This window comes from Novosphingobium sp. (genome assembly GCF_031417815.1).
Lineage (GTDB): Bacteria > Pseudomonadota > Alphaproteobacteria > Sphingomonadales > Sphingomonadaceae > Novosphingobium.
Map to the genome: position 1 here is coordinate 172,970 of NZ_JANOWI010000001.1, position 22,858 is coordinate 195,827.

Below are 22,858 nucleotides of genomic sequence, written 5' to 3' on the forward strand. Positions count from 1 at the left end.
AGTTTGGGGATTGTTGAAATTGTCATCCTGACCCCGAACCGCAACTTCGCGCTGCCCGGCATCGACATGATGACGATTCGCGAAGGCGGTGATTATTTCCGCGATCCGTTCCACCGGCTCAACCACTTCCCGCGCAAGCCGGTCGATACCTATGTCTACGAGCCCGCCACCCACGCCGACTGGTTCTGGTACATGGACCAGCAAGCCCCGCTGCGCCTGCCCTATCCGCCCGCGCGCGAAGTGGACGATGTGTCAACTGTGTCAACCTGGGCCGCTTGCAGCCGCTCCGGTCCGGCCGATCCCGTGCCGCACCGGCCCCGCGCGCACCATCTTGCATTTCGGTTGCACCATAGCTAAGTGCGGCGATGACTTCCGACATAGGAGTACACATCGCCCCTCCCGGCCAGCGCGGCCGGGGCGGCGATGAGGCCTAGGCGGAAGAGACGTCAGTTTCTGGTTTCACACGTGCGAGGCATAGCGGCCCATGGCTAAGTTCAATCCCGGCGAATTCATGCGCCAGGTCCAGACCGAAGCGAAAAAGGTGGTCTGGCCGACGCGCAAGGAAACCACCAGCATCGCGATCTTCGTGGGCATCTTCATGGTGATGCTCGCGATATTCTTCCTCGGTATCGACTCGCTGTTCGGCTGGGTCGTCAAATCGCTCCTCGCGCTGGCCTGAGCGCCGGCCCAATCTGGATTTTAGGGATAAACATGGCCCGCTGGTACATCATCCACGCCTATTCCGGCTTTGAAAACAAGGTGAAGGAGGCAATCCTTTCCGAAGCGCAGCGGCTGGGGCTGGACGCGCTGGTCGAAGCGGTGGAAGTGCCGCACGAAACCGTCACCGAGGTAAAGCGCGGCAAGAAGGTCCAGGTCGAACGCAAGACCATGCCGGGCTATGTGCTGGCCAAGCTGGGCATGAGCGACGACGTCTATCACCTGATCAAGAACACCCCCAAGGTTACCGGCTTCCTGGGGCTGGGCGGCAAGCCGCAACCGATCACCGACCGTGAGGCCGCGCGCTATTTCGGCGCGCGCGAAGCCGCTGCGGCCGAACCCAAGAAGCATATCCACGTCGATTACGAGATCGGCGATTCGGTCAAAGTGCTCGACGGCCCGTTCAACACCTTCACCGGCCTGGTCGAAGAGCTCGATTTCGACAAGAGCCGGGTCAAGGTCTCGGTCTCGATCTTCGGCCGCGCCACCCCGGTGGAGCTGGACTTCGAACAGGTCGAACTGGTCAAGTAACGCTTTGTCCGGCTGACGCCGGTGCGGAAAAGCCGTTCGGCTTTTCCTGGCCTGGCCGGCCCACTCCCCCGGCCCGACCACCCGCAGGGTACCTTAAACGGGTGGCCGGGCCGGGGGAGTGGGTCGGCCAGGCTAAGCTGATCGCGGAGGCGATCAGCGCACCAGAACAACACCAGCTTCACCAAACATTAGCCATGATTGGCTAAACCCGGCCCGATGGACAGGGGCCGGCTGACAGGACTGGACGGACTGCGCGGGATTGCCGCCGTGGCGGTGCTGCTGCACCACGTGTTTGTCGTGCCCGGCAGCAAGGGTTACCTCGCGGTCGATTTCTTCTTCATGCTGAGCGGCTATGTGATGGCGCGCACTTATGAAGCGCGGATGGCGGTGCCCGAAGGGGCCGCAAATTTCATGCGCGAGCGGGTGCGCCGGCTCTATCCGGTGATCTTCTTTGCCAGCCTGCTGTGCATGCCATGGACGATCTGGCACGCGGGCGACAATGCCTGGTGGATCATCCTGCTCAATCTGCTGCTGATCCCCACCCCGGCGCTGGGGCAGATCTACATGCTCAACCCGCCGGCCTGGTCGATCCTGCTCGAACTGTTTGCCAATCTGGTCCACGCGCTGGGGCTGCACCGGCTGGGCAGGGCTGCACTGGCAGGGCTGGTGGCGGCGCTGCTGCCGCTGCTGGCCTGGTTCACCGCGCAAGGGCAGAGCGATACGCGCAGCCTTTATGAATTGCTGGCGGCTGGTCCGGTGCGAGTGCTGCTGCCCTATGGCATCGGCGTGCTGCTGTACCGGCTGTGGCGCGATATGCCGCCGTTCAAGGTTCCGGCCATGGTCACCTGGGGGGCGATGCCGGTCTGGCTGCTGGCCACCACGCTGCTCGCGGCGAGCCCGTGGTGGGCCGCGTTGCTGTTCGTGGTGCTGCTGTGTCCATTGCTGATCGCAGGCGGGCTGCAGCACGGCAAGGGATCGAAGGCGCTGGCTTTGATCGGCGAAATGTCGTTCCCGCTCTATGCGGTCCACGCTGCGGTGCTGCTGCCGATGAAGGATTACCAGCTAGGCTGGCTGCCGCAGATCGCGGGATCGCTGGCTGCGGGGCTGGCGTTCATGCTCGCGCTGCGCCGCTTCAACGCCTGGCAGCGGCGCCGCGCGCGGTTGCCCTCTGCGCCGCTGGCCGCGTGATGGCGGACGCCATGCAAAGCCCTGCGGTCGCCCGCCTCGCCCGGCTTGACGGGCTGCGCGGGCTGGCGGCCTGCGGGGTGGCGTTCGGCTATCATGGGACCAATCACCTTGCCCCCGGCGGCCTGCCGGGCGAGGCGTGGCTGGCACCGCTCGGCTGGCTGCGGCACTGGGGCTGGACGCTGGTCGATCTGTTCTTCGTGCTGTCGGGCTATATCTTCGCGCATGTCTATCTGACCGCAGGAAGCCTTACCCGCCCGGGCGGGATGGCCGATTTCGCGGTCGCACGCATCGCGCGGCTGTGGCCGCTGCACCTTGTGTTGCTGCTGGCCATGGCGCTGATCGGTTCGGCCAATCCGGCCAATACCCCCGGCGCCTTCGTGGCCCATCTGCTGCTGGTCCAGGCCTGGTACCAGCCGTTCGCGGCGGCTTTCAACGAGCCAACCTGGTCGATCTCAGTCGAGCTGTTCTGCTATGCGGTGTTCGCTCGGATGGCGGCGGGGGGGCCCCGCGCGCTGGGGCTTGCCGCGGCGGCGGCGATCAGCTGGGGCCTGATCTATCTGGCGCTTAACGGGCAGCCGGGCGGGCCATGGTCGGGCGATGATTTTGCCCGAGGTCTGCTGGGCTTCTTCCTGGGCACCGCGCTGTGGCATGCGCGCGCCATGCTGGCGCGGGCGTGGTGGCCGGTGCTGGCGCTGGTGCTGGCGGCCGGGTTGCTGATTGATATGGGCGGCGCATCTGCGCTGTTCCCGCTGACCCTGCTAGCCTGGCCGGCGGCGCTGCTGCTGGCGCTGCGACTGCCCTTCATGGATGGCCGGGCGATGGTCTGGCTGGGTGACCGGTCCTATGCGATCTACCTGATCCACATGCCGGTAATTCTGGCCCTGCTGCATCTGTTTGACCCCGCAGCGCGCGGGATTGGCCTGCTGGCACTGGCCGCCGGGCTGACCCTTGGCCTGTCGCAGTTGTCGTTCCGGCTGATCGAACAACCCGGCCGCAAGGCGATCCGCCAGTGGTGGGCCCTGCGGCAATCGGCCCGGACTGCCGCGCACCCCGCCTGACCCTTCCGTTTTTCTTGCATTTGCGCGGCCCATCGCCTAGTCGCGCGCCTTCGCTTCGGCATGCCGGGGTGATTCCGCGCGGGAGGCGGGCTTTCATGCCCGTTGTTTGACCGCTCACTCTGCGGTCTCCGGCTGGAACAATGCCGGGACCAACAGGAAGAAAGGAGGTCCATCGTGGCCAAGAAAATTGAAGGCTATATCAAGCTGCAGGTCCCTGCAGGCAAGGCGACCCCGTCGCCGCCGATCGGCCCGGCGCTGGGTCAGCGCGGCGTCAACATCATGGAATTCTGCAAGGCATTCAATGCCGCGACGCAGGACCTTGAAACCGCGATGCCGATCCCGACGATCATCACCGTCTATGCCGATCGCAGCTTCACCTTTGTCACCAAGACCCCGCCGGCCTCGTTCCTGATCAAGAAGGCCGCCGGTCTCAAGTCGGGCTCGAAGGAACCCGGCAAGGTTTCAGGCGGAACGATCACGCGTTCGCAGCTGGCCGAAATCGCCCAGGTGAAGATGGCCGATCTTTCGGCCAATTCGATCGAACAGGCGACCAAGATCATCGAGGGCTCGGCCCGTTCGATGGGTCTCGACGTGGTGGAGGGCTAAGATCATGGTAAAGTTGACCAAGAAGACCAAAGGCCTGACCGAAAAGCTCGGCGAAAACCAGGCGCTTTACGGTGTTGAAGCCGCAATTCAACTGCTCAAAGACCTCAAGACCACCAAGTTCGACGAAAGCCTTGAGGTTTCGCTGAACCTGGGCGTCGATCCGCGCCATGCTGATCAGATGGTCCGCGGCATGGTCGTGCTGCCCTCGGGCACCGGCAAGGATGTCAAGGTTGCGGTCTTCGCGCGCGGTGAAAACGCCGAAAAGGCGCTGGCTGCGGGCGCTGACAAGGTTGGCGCCGAAGACCTGCTGGAAGACATGCAGGCCGGCAACCTCGATTATGGCCGCGTCATCGCCACCCCTGACATGATGGGTGTGGTTGGCCGTCTCGGCAAGGTGCTGGGTCCCAAGGGCCTGATGCCGAACCCCAAGCTGGGCACGGTTACCCCGAACGTTGCCGAAGCGGTCAAGGCTGCCAAGGGCGGCCAGATCGAATTCCGCGTTGAAAAGGCCGGGATCATCCACGGCGGGATTGGCAAACTGTCGTTCTCGAACGAAGCGCTGAAGGCCAATTTCGATGCTTTCGTCGATGCTGTGGTCAAGTCCAAGCCGGCTGGCGCCAAGGGCAAGTACCTCCAGAAGGTCGGCATGTCCTCGTCGATGGGCCCGGGTCTCAAGATCGATCTGGCCGAAGTGCACGGCGGGTAAGGCACCCCGCATTGGCAAGCGAACAAAGGGCCGGGAAGCAAGGCGCTTCCCGGCCTTTTTCGTTTGGGGCATAAGCGTGCGATGAACATTGCCCCGCTTGCGATCGTGGTCATGCTGGCCGCCTGCTCGAAACCGTCTGACCCGCAGGTTGGGTCCAGCGCTGAACGCACTGCTGAGGCGGTTGGCGCGGTTGCCTCGGCTGGTCCCGAAACCGCTGCGCCAGCACCCGCAAGCGCCGCGCCAGACGGCCCGGTGTCGCAGTACACATCGTTCAGACACTGCAAGGTGATCGCGGACGGCAACAGCGAAGACTGGTCCACTTCGCGCTGCCAGGGGCTGGGCGGTTACACGTTGCAGCTCAACTATTTCGATGCGCGCGAATCGCTCGATGTGATGCGCGGCGGCAAGGTCATCGGTGAAATCAAGCTGTGGCTGCGCGGCGGCGGCGGGTTCAATGCGCTGGGCGATGCGGTGGAATGGCGCGGGACCATGCAGGGCGGGGCCTTCGTGCCGCGCGCGCTGATTGTGCGCAACAACGTGGTCCGCGATAGTGCCCAGCCTGATCGTTCGGTCGGCGTGCTGGAGGTGGTCGACCTGGAGCGGGGCTGTCTGGCCGGTTCAATCGAACCGCAGGCCAATCAGAATCAAGCGGCGCGGGCCATTGTCGATGCGTTGCCCGGCGATTGCTTCAAGCCCTAGGCGCGGGCGCAAGGTTGGCTTCGGTGTAGCATTCCACCACATAGGCAATCGGCTTGCCGCCCGGCAGCAGCAATTGCGCCTTGTGGGTCGAAATGGCATCGGCCGGGCAGCCGGGATCGCCGCGCCGTGCCGCAGCGAGCGGCTGCCGCGTGAAATTGAGGCTGGCGGCGACGCGCCCGAACGGCACCCGGCTATCGGTCAGCTGGCGGTTCATTTCGGCGGTCAGACGCGCGGGCACGAACCAGTTGTGCGCATCAGACAGCACCACCGTGCCGCAGACCAGGCGGACGTGGCGATAACCCAGCTGCTCGTCGGCAGAGACGCCCAGTATTGCACGAAGATCGGCCGGTGGCGCTTCGTCGGCCCCGGCCACGAACGCGACCGCGATCGTTTCCCCCGGCGCAATCCCGCGCGCATCGCACCATTGCTGCAGCGCGGCGGTGGCGCTGGCATGACCGGCAAGGTTCGCTTCGAAGGCGGCCGCAGCCGGGTCGGAGGGCCTATGCGCGCAGCCAGCGAGCGACAGCGATGCAGCGGCAAGCGTCATGCAGTGAAGTCCGAACCTTTTGAAACTGCGCTGCCGGGGCAATGCACGATCTGTTGCGCGCCCATTAGCCGCGCTTGGCCGCCAATGCCAGTGGCGCTTTGGTGCAATGCCGCTCAAACCCCGCCCGGCACGGCTTCGCGCCCCGCAGCGCGCAGGCCGGTAACCAAAGCCTCGCAGGCGGCTTCGATCAGCGCCGGTTCGGTGGAACGGACCACGAAATTGGCCCCGACCTTGCCTTCGCGGAAGAACGGGTAGCTGCCGATCACGACGCCTTCGTGGGTGCGTTCGGTTTCGCGCAGCAGGTCGGCTACTTCGCTTTCGGCGACCCAGCTGCCGACGGTTTCGCTGAGCAGCGGCAGCCCGCCTTCAAGCGCGCCAGTCAGCGCATCGAGCATGCCCGCGGTGATCGAAGGGACGCCGGCCATCAGGAACACGTTGCCGACCTGGATACCGGGCGCGCCCGACATGCGGTTGGGGATCAGTTCGGCCCCATCGGGCACCCGTGCCATCCGCAGTCGCGCATCGTTGAGCCCGCCGCGCGTCTCATAATAGCGCTCGAGGATCGCGCGGGCTTCGGGGTGGATCACCACCTCAACCCCGAGCGCCTCAGCCACTGCGTCAACTGTGATGTCGTCATGCGTCGGGCCGATCCCGCCGGTGGTGAACAGATAGTCGTTGCATTCGCGCAGGGCATTGACCGCCGCGACAATCGCAGCGGTATCATCGGCCACCACGCGCACTTCGGACAGGCGGATGCCTTGCACCCCCAGCCAGCTGGCGACCTGCGCGATGTTCTTGTCCTGCGTGCGGCCCGAAAGGATCTCGTCCCCGATGACGATGAGGGCGGCTTTCCAGATGCGGTTTTCGGTCATGCGAAGCAGCCTAGGACAATTGTCAGGCTTCGACCAGTTCGCGCGCCCGGGTGAACTGCAACACCCCGTCGTCGATCGGGGCCTGGCGCATGTCCTGCCGGTCGCTGCGGTAATCCTGGTTGAGCCGCCATGGCAGGCTGGGCGCATTCTTGGGCATGCGGTCCTTGCCGCGTTCGAGATAGCCTGAGGAGAATCCTTCGAACGCGTTGACCGCTTCAGGCTCGGCCCCGGCGGGCAGCACCGGGGTAGCCGCCACCGCGCCAAAGGCGTCCATCTGCCTGAGCAGGCGGGTGATAAATTCGCCGACGATATCGACCCGCAAAGTCCAGCTGGCATTGATATAGCCAAACACCCCGGCCAGATTGGGCACGTTCGAGAACATGCAGTTGCGGTAGTTGAAGGTGTGGCCGAAATCGACCGGCGTGCCATCGACTGCGAAAGCGATCTTGCCGGCCACCGCCAGGCTCAGCCCGGTTGCGGTAACGATGATATCGGCATCGAGGTGCTTGCCCGATTTCAGCTTGATCCCTTTGGCATCGAAGCTTTCGATCTGGCCGGTCACCACGTCGGCCTTGCCTTCGCTGATCGCACGGAAGAAATCGGCATCGGGCACCAGACACAGCCGCTGTTCCCACGGGTTGTAGGGCGGCACGAAATCGGTTTCGGTGTACCTGTCGCCAAGATGCTTGGCGGTTTCGCCCAAGATAAAGTCGCGCGCCTTTTCAGGATGGTTGCGGACCCGTTTGAACATCATGTCCTGCATGGTGATGTTTTTGAAACGCGTGATTGCATAAGCCGCCTTTTCGGGCAGCACCTTGCGCAAGGCATTGGCAATACCATCGCGCGCCGGGCGGCTGACCATGTAGGTGGGGGTACGCTGCAACTGGGTGACGTGACCCGCACCCGAATGGGCCATGGCCGGCAGGATCGTGACTGCGGTTGCGCCCGATCCGATCACCACTACCTTCTTGCCCTGATAATCGAGATCCTTGGGCCAGAACTGCGGGTGCACGACTTGTCCCTTGAATTTGTCGCGGCCCGCGAACTGCGCATCATAGGGATCATCGTAATCGTAATAGCCCGAACCCAGGAACAGGAACCGGCCCTGCAACCGCTGGCTGCTGCCGTCAGCGAGCTGGGTCACCACGGTCCACAGCGCGGTCTTGCTGTCCCAATCGGCTGACATGACCTTGTGGCCAAAGCGCATCTTTTCGCGCAGGCTATGTTCGTCGGCAATCTCGTTCAGATAGTCGAGGATGGCGGGGCCATCGGCGATCGATTTTTCATGCTTCCACGGCGCGAAACTGAAGCCCAGTGTGTGCATGTCGCTGTCACTGCGGATCCCGGGATAGCGAAACAGATCCCAGGTGCCACCAATCTGTGTCCGGCGATCGAGGATAGCAAAGCGCTTGTCCGGGCAATCGCGGGTCAGGTGGACGGCCATGCCGATCCCAGAAATTCCTGCGCCGACAATGATCATGTCGAGTGTCTGTTCAATCGGCGCCATAGCATTCATCGCCGCGTTCTCCCGTCAATTGACATTAGTGTCAGTATTTAACCGTGCGCCTAACATGATGGCCATGGGATTGCCAGCGTCAAGCCACTTTGCCACACCCTTGCCGCATGACGATTGTAACAGCACGCCGCTATGCCGGCGGAAAGGCCGCCGAACAGGATTTGGCGATTGACGGTCCGGCGCAGACATTGCCCGGAGCTGGCGAATTCGAATGGATCGGGCTGACCGATCCGACCGCGCAAGAGATGGAATGCGTGCGCACCCGGTTCGCGCTGCATCCGCTGGCGGTGGAAGATGCGCTCAACCCCAACCAGATGCCCAAACTTGAAGTCTATGGGCAGCAGCTGTTCATTATCGCCCGCACCGCCGCGATCGATACCGGCGAAAACATCGCCTACGGCCAGACTGCGATCTTTCTTGGTCTGCATTTCATCGTCACGGTGCGGATCGGATCGACCCGCGCGCACAGCGATCTGCGCCGCCGGCTCGAAGCCGATGGCGACCGGCTGGCCGAAGGGCCCGACTATGTCGCCCATGCGATCCTAGATTTCATCGTCGACGGGTTTCAGCCGATCCTCGAAAAGTACGAGGACAGCGTGCAGGAGATGGAAGACCGCGCGATCGACAGTTTCCCCGAACCCTCGACGATCCGCCGCATCTTCCGTCTGCGCCGCCAGTTCCGTCGCTTTACCCGGATCATCGGGCCGATGGAGGAAGTGTGCGAGCGGCTTGCCCTGACCGACCTGCCGGTGATCGATCCGGGGGCGCGGATCTGGTTTCGCGATGTGCTCGACCATGTCCGCCGCAGCCTTATGCGGATGACCGGGCTGCGCGATACCCTGGCCAGCATCGTCGAAACCGCGAGCCTGCTCGAACAGCACCGCCAGGGCGACATGACCCGGCAGATCACGGCCTGGGCCGCGATTCTGGCCGTACCCACCGCGATTGCGGGGATTTACGGGATGAACTTCGATTACATGCCCGAACTGCACCAGAAATGGGGCTATCCGCTGATCATGACCGTCATTGGGGTGATCTGCGGCGGTCTGCTGCTGCGCTTCAAGCGCATCGGCTGGCTCTAAAAAGGAAAGCGCAATGGCCGGGCATGGATCAAATCGGGTGATTTTGACCGCGCTGGCGGCCAATGTCGGCATTGCGATTGCCAAATTTGTGGCCGCCGGGATCACCGGATCATCGGCGATGGTCACCGAAGGGGTGCACTCCCTGGTCGATTCGACCAATCACGTGCTGCTGCTGTACGGCACCCAACGCAGCCGCAAAGAGGCCGATGCGGTCCACCCCTTGGGCTATGGACGCGAGCTCTATTTCTGGTCGTTCGTGGTGGCGATGCTGGTCTTTACGCTGGGCGCAGGGATTTCGGTTTATGAGGGGGTCCTGCACATGCTGCACCCCGAGCCGGCCAGCGACCTGGCCATCGCCTTTGCGGTGCTGGGCGTGGCCGGCGCGCTGGAGGGCTGGTCAACCTGGGAGGCGTTGAAACAGTTCAATCTGACGCGCGGCGATAAATCACTGTTTCGGGCGCTGAAGGATACCAAGGATGCGCCGACTTTGATCGTGCTGCTGGAAAATGCCGGGGCCTTGGCTGGCCTGGCTATTGCCGCTGCGGGGCTTGCGTTGGGCCACTTCACCGGCAATCCGGTGTGGGATGGGGCGGCATCGATGCTGATCGGGCTGGTGCTGGGCGCAATCGCGCTGATGCTTCTGACCGAGGCCAAAGGGCTGCTGATCGGCGAAAGCGCTGATCCGGCGCTGATCGAGGCGATCCGGCTTTGCGCGGCGGGTCATGCCGGAGTGGTATCGGTCTTGCAGGTGCTGACAGTGCACCAGGCCCCCGATATGGTCGTGGCGATTATCGGCGCCGATTTTGTCGACACCATCACCGCGCGCGATGTGGAACAGACCGTGCGCGATATCGAAGCTGCGGTGGCAGAGCAGTTTCCGGTCATCGCCAGGGTCTATGTCCGTCCGATGGATCCGGCGCTGCAGGGCTGAATCTGTGGACAGCGCGCTTGCTGTTGCGCGGCGCCATGGCGAATCCCCGGGGCGACTGTCATAGCGCTGTCACAATCGTGAGAGGGGTTCTGCGATGTTCGGTTGGTTCCAGCGGCTGTTGCCGCATTCGGGCGATTTCTATGTCCTGTTCGAACGCCACGCGGTCGCGCTGATGGCGGCTGCCGATGCGCTGGCAATGCTGACCGCTGGCGAGGGTGATCGCGCCGCGCACCTGCGCACGATCCGCGATCAGGAACATGCCGCCGATGAAGTGATTCGCGAAACGCTGCACGAAGTGCGGCAGACCTTCCTGACCCCGTTCGATCGCGGTGCGATCACCTCGCTGATCGGATCGATGGACGATACCATCGATGAAATGAACCGCACCGCTGCGGCGATCGAACTGTTCGAGGTGACCAGCTTTGATCCGCCGATGAAGCAGATCGGCGTGCTGATTCAGGATGCCTGCAAGCTGATCGTCGAAGCCATGCCGCAATTGCGTGATGTCGAACGCAACGGCCGCCCGCTGCATCATCTGACCGCCAAGCTGGTCAAGCTGGAGGGTGAAGTCGATGTGCTGCACGATAACGGCATGAAGGCGGCGTTTCAGGCGCAGCAGAAGAACAGCGATCCGCTGGGTTTCATGGTCAGCCGCGAAATCTACAAGCACCTTGAGCGCGTGGCCGATGCGTTCGAAGATGTCGCGAACGAGATCGACAGCCTGGTGATCGACCACGGTTGAGGTGCGCACGATGCTGACCAGATATGACGGGCGGACAGTCCCCCGCCGACCTGCATGCTGAAGGGGAAATAACCATGCATGAGCTTGCCATGCCCCTGCTGGTCGGCCTGATTATCATCGCGCTGGCCTTTGATTTCCTCAACGGCCTGCACGATGCGGCCAATTCGATCGCGACGGTGGTGACCACCCGGCTGCTCTCGCCGGTCGCTGCGGTCGGCTTTGCTGCGGTGGGCAATTTCGCCGCCTATTGGCTGGTGCCGCTGCATGTTGCCGATACGATCGGCAAAGGCATCATCAACAAGGACATGGTCACGCCGGGCGTGGTGTTTGGGGCATTGATCGGGGCCATGTTCTGGAACATCGTGACCTGGCTCAAGGGCATTCCTTCCAGTTCCAGCCACGCGCTGCTGGGCGGGCTGCTGGGGGCGGGCATCGCGCATGCCGGGCTGGGCGCGGTGGAAGCCAAGAAGACGTTTGAAACAGTCCTGGCGATCTTCCTTTCGCCGATGCTGGGTTTTGTCCTGGCGATGCTGATGGTGCTGCTTACCTCATGGCTGTTCAAGCGGTTCCAGCCACGCCGCGCCGAGGGCGTGTTCAAGACGCTGCACCTGTTTTCCAGTGCGGCATATTCGATCAGCCACGGCGGGAATGACGCGCAAAAGACGATGGGGATCATCGCTGTGCTGCTTTATTCCACCGGCCACATGCCCGAAGGCTTTCACATCCCGACCTGGGTGGTGATCGCCTGCTATCTGGCGATATCGCTGGGTACGCTGTCCGGTGGGTGGAAGATCATCAAGACCATGGGCACCAAGATCACCAAGCTGAACCACCATACCGGTTTCTGCGCCAGCACGGCAGGGTCGATCGTGGTGTTCGGCGCGTCGATCATGGGGATCCCGGTTTCGACCACCCATGCCATCACCGGTTCTGTGATCGGCACCGGCGCCGCGCGCAAGGCCAGCGCGGTGCGCTGGGGCGTGGCGGGCCGCGTGGTCACCGCCTGGTTCATCACCATCCCGATGAGCGCTGCGGTGGGGGCGATCTTCTATACCTTGACCCAGATGTTCTGAATCTGCCTGCGCGGTGCTGTGATCAATCTCACAGACCGGGCCAAGTGACTGGTTCAGCGTGGTTTCCCTGCTGCCCGAGCGAACCGGCGGCTGCGGAGTGAACCCTTATGGCGATTACGCCCGAACAGCGCATCTTCAACGTCTTATCCTCACCCGGGCGCGATCGCGACTGGACCTTTGCCAGCGCGGTCAGCGCCGGGGTAATTGCCGCGCTGCCCCCGCCCGAAGCGATCGACCTGCGGCGTGACTGGTGGCCGGTTGGCGATCAGGGGCGGAGCGGCTCCTGCGTCGGTTGGGCAACCGCCGATGGCCCGCTGCGCTGGCATTTCAGCAAGGCGGGGCGGCTGGCCGAAAGCGAAGGGCTTTCGGTGCGGCAGGTGTGGATGGGCGCCAAGGAACTCGATGAATTGCGCACGCCCGCCAGCTATCTTGAGGCCTTTGGCACCACGATCAAGAGCGCGCTCGATCTGGCCCGCGATTTCGGGGTGGTGCCCGAAAGCCTGCTGCCGATCGACAGCCCGCGGCTTTACCAGGGCGATCCCAAAGCGTTCTACACCACCGCCGCGCAGCGCCGCATTGCCAGCTATCACAACCTCGGCCTGGCCGGTCCGGTGTGGCGATCATGGCTGGCCAACAGCGGCCCGATCGTGGCGCGGCTGGATTGCGATGCGGCGTGGTTCAAGGCGGCGGCGACGGGCGGGCGGCTGAGCGGCTATGTCAGGCCGGATGAGCCCAAAGGCCATGCCGTGGCGATTGTCGGCTATACCCCCGATCACTTCATCGTGCGCAACAGCTGGGGCGATACAGGCTGGGGAGACCGCGGTTTCGGCTATGCTGACAATGCCTATGCCAAGGCCGCCTTCACCGAGGCCTATGGCGTGGTGCTTTAGGCGCTGACCGGCAGCGTCGGCCAGGTCTCGGCAATCGCGTCGCCATCGTAAACCGCGATATCGCCAAACTGCAGGAACAGCGCCTCGCTCTGGTCAGGGCGCAGGAACACATGATCGTCAGGCTTCAGCTGGACCAGCTTCGACCCTGTCAGCAGCTCTTGGTTGGAGGAACGGCCGAACAGTTTCGCGTATTCCAGCCCCGGCGGCGAGACGGGCTTGGCCAGCCAGTGGCCGCCGTGAATGAAGAACCCGCGCTGGGTATTGCGGTCCCACCAATGCATCGCGCCAGACAGGGCCTCGACGCCCGGTAGCGCCTGATCCGCGCTGGCCTTGATCACCGGAGTGGCGATGAACGCGGCGGGAAGCAGATCGGCAAGGTCAGGATAGTCGAAGTCCCCCGGCTTGACGAAGGCCGAGCCGACCGAGACTTCGTTCGCCACCGTTCCCGCACAGTGGCGGCGGAAGGTCGGGCTGCCGGCGCCGTTGAGTGTCAGTGCGGCGGGATCGGTCAGCCCGCCGGTACGCAGCACTTCGATCATCGTGCCATAGGCGGATTGCGCCGCCGCCCAGGCCCTGTCGGCGCTCGGCATCTTGGGGACGTGCGGATCGTAGCCCATCAGACCGCCCACTTGCACGCCGGCCGCTTGGGCCTGCCGCAGCGCTGCCGCCAGCGCTTGCGGATCGGCAAAGCCGCCACGGTGCAGGCCGACATCGATTTCGAAACTGGCCCGCAGCATGATCCTGCGCGCCGTGGCTGCCTCGGCGTATTGGGCCAGCCGCTCGGGCGTATCGATCAGCCACTGCACTTGCGCCGCCGCCCCGGACTTGTCTGCCACGCGGATGAATTCGCTGACCGGCAGCGGTTTGCCCATCAGATACTCGGCCCCGGGGTGCAGCGGCAACAACTGCAGCAGCATGTCGGCGCTGAACACCATCAGCCGGTTGGTAGAGACGTGGTCCATGATCGCTGCGAGCAACCGGGGTGCAGGGAGCGACTTGGCGACCACCCGCAAGGGCAAGCCTGCCGCCGCGGTACTTTTGCGGATCGCGGACGCGTTGGCCGCCAATCTTTCGTGATCGATCACCAAGGTTGGCCGCATCAGCCCCGCACGCTTCAGCGCAGCGGATAGCCCTGCAAAATAGGCTTCGTGCATCCCGCCCCTTTCCGCCGGCCGCGCCAGCATCGTGCCGATCCCGGTCAGCGCCAGTGCGCCGCCGCCAAGGATCAGGCTGCGGCGCTTCATCCGAAGATCTTCTTGAGGAACGGATTGACCATTCGCCCCATGGGGTCAACCGCGCGCCGCACGGCGTCCGCCTCGGCAAACATCGGGTAAAGCGCTTTCAGTTCGCGCGCACCGAGCGAATGGAGCTTGCCCCAGTGCGGCCGCCCACCGGCTTCGCGGAACAGCGGCTCGATCAGCGTGAACATCCAGTCGTGCGCTTCCTTGTACCAGGCGTGGACGGCGATCGATCCGCTCTCGCGCTGGTAGAAGGGGGAAAGCCAGGCATCATCAGGCGCAATGATCCGTGCTTCGATCGGGAAGAACACGCCATGTGCATCGCGCTCGATCCGCGCGATTACTTCGCGCAGCACCTCGACCTGGGCGGAGATCGGCAGGTGATATTCCATTTCCTTGAACCGGTCAGGCCGTTCGTTGGAAAGCAGCTTCCAGCCCTCGTCAATCGCTACCTCTTCGGGCAAGTCCTTCATCGCCATTTGCGCGGCGCGGCGGCGCAGGCCGGGCGTGAATTCGAACAGATCGCGCAGCCGTTTGAGGTCCATCAGCGTCTGGCTGTCGGTATCGGGGCCGCGCGCGCGAACGGGTTCGGTGGTCACATCATGGGTGATCAGCGCCGACTTGCCGGTGAACGGCAGCACCAGGAATTCGGCATTGCGGTGCTTTGCGGCCAGCGCGGGCCATTCGCCCAGCATCCATTCGGTATCGACCAGCCGCACCACCTTCTTCACCCGGCTGAGCGGCTGGTTCTGCAGGGTCACTTGGCTCAGCACCCCGAAGCCGCCCAGCCCGACGCGCGCGGCGTGGAACAGCTCAGGCCGCAGATCGCGGCTGCATTCGGCGATGGTGCCATCGGGCAGCACCAACCGCATTGCCGTAACTTGGCCGTGGATCGCGGTGAAGCCCTTGCCGGTGCCGTGCGTGGCGGTGGCCAGCGCGCCCGCCAGCGTCTGCTTGTTGATATCGGGCAGGTTGGGCATCTCTTGCCCCGCCGCAGCCAGCGCCGGGCCGAGTGCGGAAAGTTTGGTGCCCGCGCGGACGGTCGCGGTCATGCCTGCATGGCTGACCAGCCCTTCCAGCCGGTCGAGCGAAAGCAGTGTGCCCTCGGTCGGCACCAGCGCGGTGAAACTGTGCCCGGCACCCACCGGACGGATCGGCGCGGCGGCGGTGGGCAGCAGCGCCACCAGTTCCGGCTCGCTGGCGGGTGCGGCGCGCTTCACCGGGTAGGCGGTTTCAAGCCCCGACCAGTTGGACCACAGCGCGCGGCCTTGCGCGTTAATCGCAGGCGGCAGGCTCGGCTCGCGGTCGAGCCAGATCCGCCGCCCGGCGCAGCTGCCCGCGCCCAGCGCCAGCAGCCCCGCGCTGCCGAGCAGTACCTTGCGCCGCGTCGTCATGGTTCGCGCCCCGCCATGAAGCGAATCAGCGCCTTGAGATCATCAGGCGTGCATTCGAAGCATTGTCCGCCGGCCGGCATGCCCTTTTTGCCCTGGATCGCGGCGGCCAGCAGAGCGGCCTCACCCTGCGCCCAGCGCGGATTCCATAGGGTACGGTCGCCGGTCAGCGGAGCCTGCGCTGCCTTGACCGTGTGGCAGCCCTTGCAGGATCCGGCATAGAGCTGGGCCAGGCGCGGGTCTTTGGGAACGAGCGCGGCGCTTTGTTCTGCGGTGAGCGGCGCGGCCGGTGCTTCGCCGCTCGAACACGCGGCCAGCAGCAAGGCGGCGATGGGCAACAAGGCGCGCATGATTCTCCCTTTCCTCGGCGCGAAATGTAGCTATAACTATATTTCTGTCAACCGGGGATCAATCATGGCCCGCAAACCCACCCAGCAGCGCGCGGCTGCAACGTATGAAAAGCTGCTCGACGCGGCGGGGACCTTGCTGGCTGAAGTGGGGGTGGAACGGATTTCGACCAACCGGGTCGCGGCGCAGGCCGGGGTCAGCCCGCCGACGCTGTACCATTACTTCGCCGACAAATACGATCTGCTGACGGCGCTGGGCGAACGCCTGATGGTCCGGCAAAACGCGCTGGTCACGCGTGATAGCGGGCAGGATGAGGCGGAAATCGCCGGCGTGCTGGTCGCTCATGTCGATCTTACCCGCGCCAGTCCGGGCGGACCGTGGGTGATGCGGATGCTGCGCGCGGTGCCGCAATTGGCCGAAGTGCGGCTGGCCTCGCACCGCGAACTCAGCGCGATGCTGGCGCGGCAGGCCTGGATCGCCGATCCGTGGGCCGACAAGGCCATGCTTGAACGCAAGGCCCGGCTGGCGGTCGATCTGGGTTATGCCGCGATCGAGCTGGTGTTCGACGAGCCTGCGCTGAGCGTAGAAGCCGTGATGGCCGACGCCGCCCGGGCAATCCGGGCGGTGTTGACCTGATCGTCAGCCCCAGCGGCGCTGACCGCCGCCGTTGGGCTTTTTGCCGTCTGGCTTGCGGCGCTGCTGGCCCTGCGCGGGCGCATCGCTGCGACGCGGCTGGCCCTGGCCTTGGCTCGGGCCATCGTTGCGGCGCTGGCCTTCGGGCCGCTTTTGCCCGGAGGGACGCACAGCATCGCGGTGCGCGTTGACCGGACGTTCGGCGCGATCCCCGCCTTCGCGCGGCTGCCGATCGCGGCGCACGTCACCGCGCGGCTGGCTGCGGGCCGGACGCTCGTCACGGACCGGCCGCTCGACCGCGCCGCCAGCTTCATTGGCCAGCGGATTGAACATCGGCCCGCGCGGGGCGCTGGCCTGGCGCGAATCGCCGATCCGCTCGTTGCGGATGTACTGATCGCGTGATTGGCCATCGCGGCCCTGTCCGCCATTGGCGCGGTTGTTGTTGCTGCGCTGACCGCGACCGCTGCCGCCGCTGCGCTGGCCGCCGCGCGCACCGCCGCCAAGGCCGCGGGCATCGCGTTCGTCGCGCCGCGCGTCCTGATCCATTTCAGCCTGGGTGCGGCGGGCCGGAGCAGGCAGACGGGCGGCTTCCTGGGTGAAGTTTTCGGGCAACGGCACGGTCGCCAGCTTCACGTCGGTCAGCCGTTCGATATCGCGCAGATAGGGCTTTTCGTCGGGCGCGCAAAAGCTCAGCGCGACGCCGTCAGCCCCGGCACGCGCGGTGCGGCCGATGCGGTGGACATACTGTTCGGCGACATTGGGCAGTTCATAATTGAACACATGGCTGACGCCCGTAACGTCGATCCCGCGCGCGGCGATATCGGTGGCGATCAGCACTGGCATGGTGCCCTTGCGGAACGCGCCCAGTGCAGCGGTGCGCTGAGCCTGGCTTTTGTTGCCGTGAATCGCCGCGGCCTGAACCCCGGCGGCGTTGAGGTGGCGGACCACCCGGTCGGCCCCATGCTTGGTCCGGGTGAACACCAGCGCGCTGGTGATCTCGCCCGATTCCAGCCCCTTCTTCAGGCTCAGCGAAAGCAGCGACTGCTTTTCCGACTGGTTGACGAAGCACACATACTGCTCAACCCGTTCGGCGGTGGTGGCCTGCGGGGTCACTTCGACCCGCACCGGGTTGGAGATGAACTGCTTGCCCAGATCGGCAATCGCCTTGGGCATGGTGGCTGAAAAGAACAGGCTCTGGCGTTCCTTGGGCAGCATGTTGGCCACGCGCTTCAGCGGAACGATAAAGCCCAGATCCATCATCTGGTCGGCTTCGTCGAGCACGAAAATTTCGACGTTGCGCAGCGTCAGCGCGCGCTGGTCGATCAGATCGAGCAGACGGCCAGGCGTGGCGACCAGCACATCGCAGCCGCCGACCAGCGCGCGGGCCTGCTTGTTAACCGGCAAGCCGCCGAACACACACTGGACGCTGAGGTTCAGGTACTTGGCATAGCCGCGCATGTTTTCGGCGATCTGGGCAGCAAGTTCGCGCGTCGGGCTCATCACCAGCATCCGGCAGCTGGCATTCATGCGCGCCTTGGGATCGGCGGCCAGACGGTGCAGCGAAGGCAGCGCGAACGCAGCGGTCTTGCCGGTGCCGGTCTGGGCAATGCCCAACAGGTCGCGGCCCTGCAGCAGCGCGGGGATCGCCTGCAGCTGGATCGGGGTGGGATCGGTATAGCCCTTGGTCTCAAGCGCACGGACAAGCGGCTCGGCCAGGCCAAGGTCGGAAAAATAGGTCATAAAATACTCTCGATAAGCGCCGCACCCGCGCCGCATGCGGGCACGGGAAGGCAGGGGATTGCGATGCAACCCTGCGTGACAAAGGCGGCAGAAAGACGGGAACCGGGCGTTCAGGGCGGCCAGCCTGTTTCACAAGCGGCCTCACGCGGCGCTGAACCAAAGCCGGGCAAATGCGCGGCAGGTCCGGTTGATGTGCTGCGGCCTATATGTTGCAACGCACAACAAAGCAAGAAAATTGCGCTAGGCACTGTCACGCACTATGCGGGCCCCGATGCTCCGCCTGTCCAACCTCACACTCCCGCTCGATCACGCTGCCGATGCGGTGGAGCCTGCAATCTGTGCACGGTTGGGGATCGGCGCGCAGGAGCTGCGCCGCGTCCAGCTGGTCCGGCGGGGCAACGATGCGCGCAAGAAGGCGGCGATCAGGCTGGTCTATACTTTCGATCTGGAGCTGACGGACGAAGCGGCGGTGCTGGCCGCGCATACCGGCGATCAGCATGTGCGGCCCACGCCCGCTACCAGCTACACGTTCCCGGTCATGGCCCCCGATGGCTGGCAAGGCGTGCGCCCGGTGGTGATCGGCGCGGGGCCGTGCGGGCTGCTGGCGGCGCTGATCCTGGCGCAGATGGGGCTCAGGCCGATCATCATCGAGCGCGGCAAGGCGGTGCGCGAGAGGACCAAGGATACCTGGGGCCTGTGGCGCCGCGGGAGCCTCGAAAGCGAAAGCAACGCCCAGTTTGGCGAGGGCGGGGCGGGGACCTTTTCCGACGGCAAGCTCTACAGCCGGATCAAGGATCCACGCCAGCTTGGCCGCAAGGTCCTCAACGAATTCGTGGCGGCCGGTGCGCCGCCAGAAATTCTCACCGAAGCGCATCCCCACGTCGGCACCTTCCGGCTGGTCACCATGGTGATGTCGATCCGCGCGACGATCGAGGCGCTCGGCGGCGAATACCGCTTCGGCACGCGGGTGGACGATTTCATCATTGCCGACGGCGCGATTGCCGCGCTGGTACTATCCACCGGCGAAACGCTGCCCGCGCGCCAAGTGATCCTCGCGGTCGGCCATTCGGCGCGCGATACCTTTGAAAAGCTGCATGCGCGCGGCGTCTTCATGGAGGCCAAGCCGTTCGCCATCGGGGTGCGGATCGAGCACCCGCAAGGCTGGATCGACAAGGCCCGGTTTGGCCCCAATGCCGGCAATCGGTTGCTGGGCCCGGCGGCCTATTCATTGTCGCATCAAGCGCCCAACGGCCGCGCGGTCTATTCGTTTTGCATGTGCCCAGGTGGGCGCGTGGTTGCTGCGGCGAGCGAGCCGGGCCGGGTCGTCACCAACGGCATGAGCCAGTATTCGCGCGCCGAATTCAACGCCAATTCGGGGCTGGTGGTGGACATCAATCCCGAACGCGACTTCCCCGGCGATCCTTTGGCTGGAATGCGGCTGCAGCGCACGCTGGAGGAAAAGGCCTTCGTGGCCGGCGGATCGAACTACCATGCCCCGGGGCAGCGGGTGGGCGATTTTCTGGCCCGCCAGCCATCCACTGCGTTCGGCGTGGTGGAACCCAGCTACAAGCCCGGGGTCAAACCCACGGACCTGTGCGACGTGCTCCCGGCCTTCGTCACCGATGCCTTGCGTGCGGCACTGCCGGTGTTCGGCCGCCAGGTGCCGGGCTATGACCATCCCGATGCGGTGATGACCGGGGTTGAAACCCGCACCTCCGCGCCCGTGCGGATCCGCCGGGGCGCCGATCTGCAGAGCGTCAACACGCGCGGGCTGTACCCTGCCGGCGAGGGCGCAGGCTATGCCGGCGGTATCCTCTCCGCTGCGGTTGACGGGATCAAGGTGGCCGAGGCGCTGGCGGCGGAGCTGGTCGGCCAGTGAGCCAGCTTTACGACGCCATCATCATCGGGGCGGGTGCAGCCGGGCTGTTCTGCGCCGCCACCGCAGGGCAGCGCGGACGGCGCGTCTTGCTGCTCGATCACAACGCCGAACCGGGCCGCAAGATCCTGATTTCGGGCGGCGGGCGCTGCAATTTCACCAACCTGGGCACCGTCCCGGACCGGTTCCTTTCGGCGGGTCCACACTTCGCCAAATCGGCGCTGGCGCGTTACACCCCGCACGATTTCCTCGCACTGATCGAAGCACATGGCATCGCCTGGCACGAAAAGACGCTCGGCCAATTGTTCTGCGATGGCTCGGCCCGGCAAGTGGTGGACATGCTGTTGGCGGAGTGCGCCAAGGGCGGGGTGGAACTGCGGCTGGGTCAACCGGTCGGCCCTGCCGAACACCGCGATGGCCGCTTTCACCTCGAAGGTGCCAGCGCCCCCGCGCTGGTGATCGCCTGCGGCGGGCCTTCAATTCCCAAGCTTGGTGCCAGCGGCCTGGCCTACGAACTCGCCCGCCAGTTCGGCCTCAAAGTGGTCGAACCGCGCCCCGCACTGGTCCCGCTGACGCTGGGCGGCGATGACGTGTTGTTCCGCGAGCTCAGCGGGGTCGCCGCGCCGGTTGAGGCGCGCTGCGGCAAGGCTGCCTTCCGTGAGGCGGCGCTGTTCACCCATCGCGGGCTCTCGGGACCGGCGATCCTGCAAGTCTCCAGCTACTGGAAACGCGGCGATCCGGTCGAGATCGATTTCGTCCCCCAGGTCGCATCGGGCTGGCTCGGGCAGGCCAAGCGTGCTGCCCCCAAAAAAGCCTTGCGCTCGGTGCTGGGCGAGCATTTGCCCGACCGGTTGGCACAGGCACTGGGCGATCGGCTCGATCTGTCTGGCGATCTTGGCAATATGACCGACAAGGCGCTGGCCGCAGCCGAGCAGCGCCTGTCGCGCTGGGCGTTCATGCCAAACGGCAGCGAAGGCTTCGCAAAAGCCGAGGTTACCGCCGGCGGGATCAGCACCGCCGAACTCTCCAGCCAGACCATGGCAGCGCGCAAGATGCCGGGGCTGTTCGTGATCGGTGAGGCCGTGGACGTCACCGGCTGGCTCGGCGGTTACAACTTCCAGTGGGCCTGGGCCAGCGCGCGGGCGGCGGGGGTGGCGGTTTAGCCCTTTTGGGCCCCGAACCGGGGGATCTGATAGTCGGGCCGCAGCCAGCGCACCGTGCCCAGCCGCTCCTCCTCGGCGCGCGCCGCGTTGAGCGCGACCAGCCGGGTGACAATCTCGGCCGGGGGCAAGTCAGATGGCCAGCCATAGGCAGCTGCCACGGCTTCATCCAGTTGCTGGTGGATGCGGTCAACAATCCCGGCGCGCGCGGCGTGGGCGCGTTCCCGGTCCAGCAGATTGCCCAGATCGCCGCGCCGCAGCCGCGCGCGCCAGTTGTAGATCTCGGTCATGGTCAGGCCCGGCACTTCGGCCAGCGCCGCCTTGCGCGTGGCGTCGAGCTCTTCGGCGAGGTCAGCGATGACCGCGCGCTGAGCGGGGGTGGGATCGGGGAACGGGAAGGGGTCGAAGCACTTGGATTTCACATAGACGGGGTCATTGCCATATCCGATCCAACCCCCAAGCTCGGTTGCCCAATGGACGTGTATCGAAGACATCATCACACCGAGACAAAAAGGGTCGTCGATACAAAAAACGATCAATTTGTTGTCTGGCAGGATTTCTGAGCCGACGCGTTGGAAGATACGGAATTTTGAAGTTTCAACCGTGGCGACGTAGTGCGAGAGACCAAATAGTGCCGGTCGCAAATCTTTGCGCGGCTCTCCATGAACCCACCACAATTGCTTATAGCTCGCGCGCCGATTGATATCCCGCTCGGGCTTCACAGTTGCCAGCAGGTGCTGATAAACTTCGGGAAACCGGGACCGAACCTCGCCCTCATTCAACCCGAACAGATCGATGACCATCAGATCACGCGAGTTGAGCTGAAGATCACGGCCATTGCGATAGGGACGAATGTGCCGCTCCAGCCCATCGCGCCGACCAAGTCCGAGGTGAACGGCTTCGGATGGTGTGACGATGAAGCCTGCTCCATGCAATTTCACCCCCGGCGAGGCGAGCCCTTCATTGGCAAGCAGGGGCTTAACCGTCGTCAAATCCGCCCCCAGCTTCAAATCAGGATTGATCCGCCCGCTCGCAATGCTCTCGCCCAAAATCGGGGCATCGCTATCCAGCCCGCTTTCGTGGGTGATTTCGATCAGCCTCCCATCGTGCTGCCCGCGCGCGGCCACGGTCATGGCGATGCGCACGGCGGCGGCGTCCTTGGTGGCCTTGGTCCAGGGGTGATCGGCAATCGCCAGGATCAGCGAGAGGGTGCGATCATTCCTATCTGACTCCCCGCCCCGTTGGGGAGGGGCTTCCTTTGCTGGCTCCCCTCCCCGCCGGGGAGGGGCTGGGGGTGGGGGTTCGGTGCTTTCC

The 22,858-nt window shown here is 64.8% G+C and carries 22 protein-coding genes and 2 pseudogenes; 16 read left to right on the forward strand and 8 right to left on the reverse strand.

Annotated features, from left to right (window positions below):
* Positions 1–3: 3 nt before the first annotated feature.
* From RMN99_RS00900 to RMN99_RS00935, 8 genes are all read left to right on the forward strand, one after another.
* Positions 4–357, forward strand: coding sequence for a hypothetical protein (locus RMN99_RS00900; protein ID WP_309621399.1), 354 nt, complete (start codon positions 4–6; stop codon positions 355–357).
* 127 nt (positions 358–484) lie between these two features.
* On the forward strand, positions 485–679 hold the full coding sequence (gene secE, locus RMN99_RS00905) for a preprotein translocase subunit SecE (RefSeq protein WP_309621400.1): 195 nt from the start codon (positions 485–487) through the stop codon (positions 677–679).
* Positions 680–711: 32 nt separating this feature from the next.
* Positions 712–1,248 (forward strand): transcription termination/antitermination protein NusG, encoded by a 537-nt coding sequence (gene nusG / locus RMN99_RS00910; protein WP_309621401.1) that lies wholly within the window; start codon positions 712–714, stop codon positions 1,246–1,248.
* Positions 1,249–1,464: 216 nt separating this feature from the next.
* Positions 1,465–2,436 (forward strand): acyltransferase, encoded by a 972-nt coding sequence (locus RMN99_RS00915; protein WP_309621402.1) that lies wholly within the window; start codon positions 1,465–1,467, stop codon positions 2,434–2,436.
* Positions 2,437–2,447: 11 nt separating this feature from the next.
* On the forward strand, positions 2,448–3,494 hold the full coding sequence (locus RMN99_RS00920; protein WP_309621403.1) for an acyltransferase: 1,047 nt from the start codon (positions 2,448–2,450) through the stop codon (positions 3,492–3,494).
* Between the two features lie 174 nt (positions 3,495–3,668).
* On the forward strand, positions 3,669–4,100 hold the full coding sequence (gene rplK, locus RMN99_RS00925) for a 50S ribosomal protein L11 (RefSeq protein WP_309621404.1): 432 nt from the start codon (positions 3,669–3,671) through the stop codon (positions 4,098–4,100).
* Between the two features lie 4 nt (positions 4,101–4,104).
* Complete coding sequence (gene rplA / locus RMN99_RS00930; protein ID WP_309621405.1) at positions 4,105–4,806, forward strand: 50S ribosomal protein L1; 702 nt, start codon at positions 4,105–4,107, stop codon at positions 4,804–4,806.
* 81 nt (positions 4,807–4,887) lie between these two features.
* The gene (locus tag RMN99_RS00935) at positions 4,888–5,505 is read left to right on the forward strand and encodes a hypothetical protein (RefSeq protein WP_309621406.1); all 618 of its coding nucleotides are present in this window, start codon (positions 4,888–4,890) and stop codon (positions 5,503–5,505) included.
* Here the strand turns inward: RMN99_RS00935 and RMN99_RS00940 are convergent.
* The 3 genes from RMN99_RS00940 to RMN99_RS00950 all read right to left on the reverse strand — a co-directional run bounded on the left by RMN99_RS00940 (position 5,495) and on the right by RMN99_RS00950 (position 8,431).
* A complete protein-coding gene (locus RMN99_RS00940; protein WP_309621407.1) occupies positions 5,495–6,052 on the reverse strand; it encodes a hypothetical protein in 558 nt (185 codons plus the stop codon). The two genes, RMN99_RS00935 and RMN99_RS00940, sit on opposite strands and share 11 nt — an antisense overlap.
* Before the next feature lie 113 nt (positions 6,053–6,165).
* Positions 6,166–6,924, reverse strand: coding sequence for a molybdopterin-binding protein (locus RMN99_RS00945; protein WP_309621408.1), 759 nt, complete (start codon positions 6,922–6,924; stop codon positions 6,166–6,168).
* Between the two features lie 22 nt (positions 6,925–6,946).
* A complete protein-coding gene (locus tag RMN99_RS00950) occupies positions 6,947–8,431 on the reverse strand; it encodes a flavin-containing monooxygenase (protein ID WP_405029582.1) in 1,485 nt (494 codons plus the stop codon).
* Positions 8,432–8,547: 116 nt separating this feature from the next.
* Here RMN99_RS00950 and RMN99_RS00955 point away from each other — a divergent pair, with 116 nt between their 5' ends.
* From RMN99_RS00955 to RMN99_RS00975, 5 genes are all read left to right on the forward strand, one after another.
* Entirely contained in the window at positions 8,548–9,522 is a 975-nt protein-coding gene (locus RMN99_RS00955; protein WP_309621410.1) for a magnesium and cobalt transport protein CorA, read from the forward strand.
* Positions 9,523–9,559: 37 nt separating this feature from the next.
* Complete coding sequence (locus RMN99_RS00960; RefSeq protein ID WP_309621411.1) at positions 9,560–10,453, forward strand: cation diffusion facilitator family transporter; 894 nt, start codon at positions 9,560–9,562, stop codon at positions 10,451–10,453.
* A gap of 94 nt (positions 10,454–10,547) precedes the next feature.
* Positions 10,548–11,195, forward strand: a complete 648-nt coding sequence (locus RMN99_RS00965) for a DUF47 family protein (protein ID WP_309621412.1) — start codon at positions 10,548–10,550, stop codon at positions 11,193–11,195.
* A 74-nt stretch (positions 11,196–11,269) separates the two neighbouring features.
* On the forward strand, positions 11,270–12,268 hold the full coding sequence (locus tag RMN99_RS00970) for an anion permease (RefSeq protein WP_309621413.1): 999 nt from the start codon (positions 11,270–11,272) through the stop codon (positions 12,266–12,268).
* A 107-nt stretch (positions 12,269–12,375) separates the two neighbouring features.
* On the forward strand, positions 12,376–13,158 hold the full coding sequence (locus tag RMN99_RS00975) for a C1 family peptidase (protein WP_309621414.1): 783 nt from the start codon (positions 12,376–12,378) through the stop codon (positions 13,156–13,158).
* Here the strand turns inward: RMN99_RS00975 and RMN99_RS00980 are convergent.
* From RMN99_RS00980 to RMN99_RS00990, 3 genes are read right to left on the reverse strand one after another with little or no spacing between them, the layout of a single operon-like run.
* Positions 13,155–14,402, reverse strand: a complete 1,248-nt coding sequence (locus RMN99_RS00980; RefSeq protein ID WP_309621415.1) for an alanine racemase — start codon at positions 14,400–14,402, stop codon at positions 13,155–13,157. The genes RMN99_RS00975 and RMN99_RS00980 overlap by 4 nt on opposite strands.
* Positions 14,399–15,790, reverse strand: a complete 1,392-nt coding sequence (locus RMN99_RS00985; protein ID WP_309621416.1) for a D-arabinono-1,4-lactone oxidase — start codon at positions 15,788–15,790, stop codon at positions 14,399–14,401. The genes RMN99_RS00980 and RMN99_RS00985 overlap by 4 nt, the downstream gene beginning before the upstream one ends.
* Positions 15,787–16,137, reverse strand: coding sequence for a c-type cytochrome (locus RMN99_RS00990; RefSeq protein WP_309621417.1), 351 nt, complete (start codon positions 16,135–16,137; stop codon positions 15,787–15,789). The genes RMN99_RS00985 and RMN99_RS00990 overlap by 4 nt, the downstream gene beginning before the upstream one ends.
* A gap of 64 nt (positions 16,138–16,201) precedes the next feature.
* Here RMN99_RS00990 and RMN99_RS00995 point away from each other — a divergent pair, with 64 nt between their 5' ends.
* Positions 16,202–16,771 (forward strand): helix-turn-helix domain-containing protein, encoded by a 570-nt coding sequence (locus RMN99_RS00995; RefSeq protein ID WP_309621418.1) that lies wholly within the window; start codon positions 16,202–16,204, stop codon positions 16,769–16,771.
* A 330-nt stretch (positions 16,772–17,101) separates the two neighbouring features.
* Here the strand turns inward: RMN99_RS00995 and RMN99_RS01000 are convergent.
* A pseudogene (locus RMN99_RS01000) lies at positions 17,102–18,508 on the reverse strand (DEAD/DEAH box helicase); the annotation flags it as partial.
* 271 nt (positions 18,509–18,779) lie between these two features.
* Between RMN99_RS01000 and RMN99_RS01005 the strand changes: the two are divergent.
* On the forward strand, positions 18,780–20,387 hold the full coding sequence (locus RMN99_RS01005) for an FAD-dependent protein (protein ID WP_309621419.1): 1,608 nt from the start codon (positions 18,780–18,782) through the stop codon (positions 20,385–20,387).
* Positions 20,384–21,547, forward strand: coding sequence for an NAD(P)/FAD-dependent oxidoreductase (locus tag RMN99_RS01010; RefSeq protein ID WP_309621420.1), 1,164 nt, complete (start codon positions 20,384–20,386; stop codon positions 21,545–21,547). Before RMN99_RS01005 ends, RMN99_RS01010 begins: the two co-directional genes overlap by 4 nt.
* Here RMN99_RS01010 and RMN99_RS01015 read toward each other — a convergent pair.
* Positions 21,544–22,858 (reverse strand): annotated as a pseudogene (locus tag RMN99_RS01015) (class I SAM-dependent DNA methyltransferase); the annotation flags it as partial. The gene RMN99_RS01010 and the pseudogene RMN99_RS01015 overlap by 4 nt on opposite strands.

What these genes read in the sequence shown, in the direction of transcription:
- secE (WP_309621400.1), top strand. Translation starts at nt 485, where the DNA reads ATGGCTAAGTTCAATCCCGGCGAATTCATGCGCCAGGTCCAGACCGAA.
- nusG (WP_309621401.1), top strand. Translation starts at nt 712, where the DNA reads ATGGCCCGCTGGTACATCATCCACGCCTATTCCGGCTTTGAAAACAAG.
- RMN99_RS00915 (WP_309621402.1), top strand. Translation starts at nt 1,465, where the DNA reads ATGGACAGGGGCCGGCTGACAGGACTGGACGGACTGCGCGGGATTGCC.
- RMN99_RS00920 (WP_309621403.1), top strand. Translation starts at nt 2,448, where the DNA reads ATGCAAAGCCCTGCGGTCGCCCGCCTCGCCCGGCTTGACGGGCTGCGC.
- rplA (WP_309621405.1), top strand. Translation starts at nt 4,105, where the DNA reads ATGGTAAAGTTGACCAAGAAGACCAAAGGCCTGACCGAAAAGCTCGGC.
- RMN99_RS00935 (WP_309621406.1), top strand. Translation starts at nt 4,888, where the DNA reads ATGAACATTGCCCCGCTTGCGATCGTGGTCATGCTGGCCGCCTGCTCG.
- RMN99_RS00940 (WP_309621407.1), bottom strand. Translation starts at nt 6,052, where the DNA reads ATGACGCTTGCCGCTGCATCGCTGTCGCTCGCTGGCTGCGCGCATAGG.
- RMN99_RS00945 (WP_309621408.1), bottom strand. Translation starts at nt 6,924, where the DNA reads ATGACCGAAAACCGCATCTGGAAAGCCGCCCTCATCGTCATCGGGGAC.
- RMN99_RS00950 (WP_405029582.1), bottom strand. Translation starts at nt 8,431, where the DNA reads ATGGCGCCGATTGAACAGACACTCGACATGATCATTGTCGGCGCAGGA.
- RMN99_RS00955 (WP_309621410.1), top strand. Translation starts at nt 8,548, where the DNA reads ATGACGATTGTAACAGCACGCCGCTATGCCGGCGGAAAGGCCGCCGAA.
- RMN99_RS00965 (WP_309621412.1), top strand. Translation starts at nt 10,548, where the DNA reads ATGTTCGGTTGGTTCCAGCGGCTGTTGCCGCATTCGGGCGATTTCTAT.
- RMN99_RS00970 (WP_309621413.1), top strand. Translation starts at nt 11,270, where the DNA reads ATGCATGAGCTTGCCATGCCCCTGCTGGTCGGCCTGATTATCATCGCG.
- RMN99_RS00975 (WP_309621414.1), top strand. Translation starts at nt 12,376, where the DNA reads ATGGCGATTACGCCCGAACAGCGCATCTTCAACGTCTTATCCTCACCC.
- RMN99_RS00980 (WP_309621415.1), bottom strand. Translation starts at nt 14,402, where the DNA reads ATGAAGCGCCGCAGCCTGATCCTTGGCGGCGGCGCACTGGCGCTGACC.
- RMN99_RS00985 (WP_309621416.1), bottom strand. Translation starts at nt 15,790, where the DNA reads ATGACGACGCGGCGCAAGGTACTGCTCGGCAGCGCGGGGCTGCTGGCG.
- RMN99_RS00990 (WP_309621417.1), bottom strand. Translation starts at nt 16,137, where the DNA reads ATGCGCGCCTTGTTGCCCATCGCCGCCTTGCTGCTGGCCGCGTGTTCG.
- RMN99_RS00995 (WP_309621418.1), top strand. Translation starts at nt 16,202, where the DNA reads ATGGCCCGCAAACCCACCCAGCAGCGCGCGGCTGCAACGTATGAAAAG.
- RMN99_RS01005 (WP_309621419.1), top strand. Translation starts at nt 18,780, where the DNA reads ATGCTCCGCCTGTCCAACCTCACACTCCCGCTCGATCACGCTGCCGAT.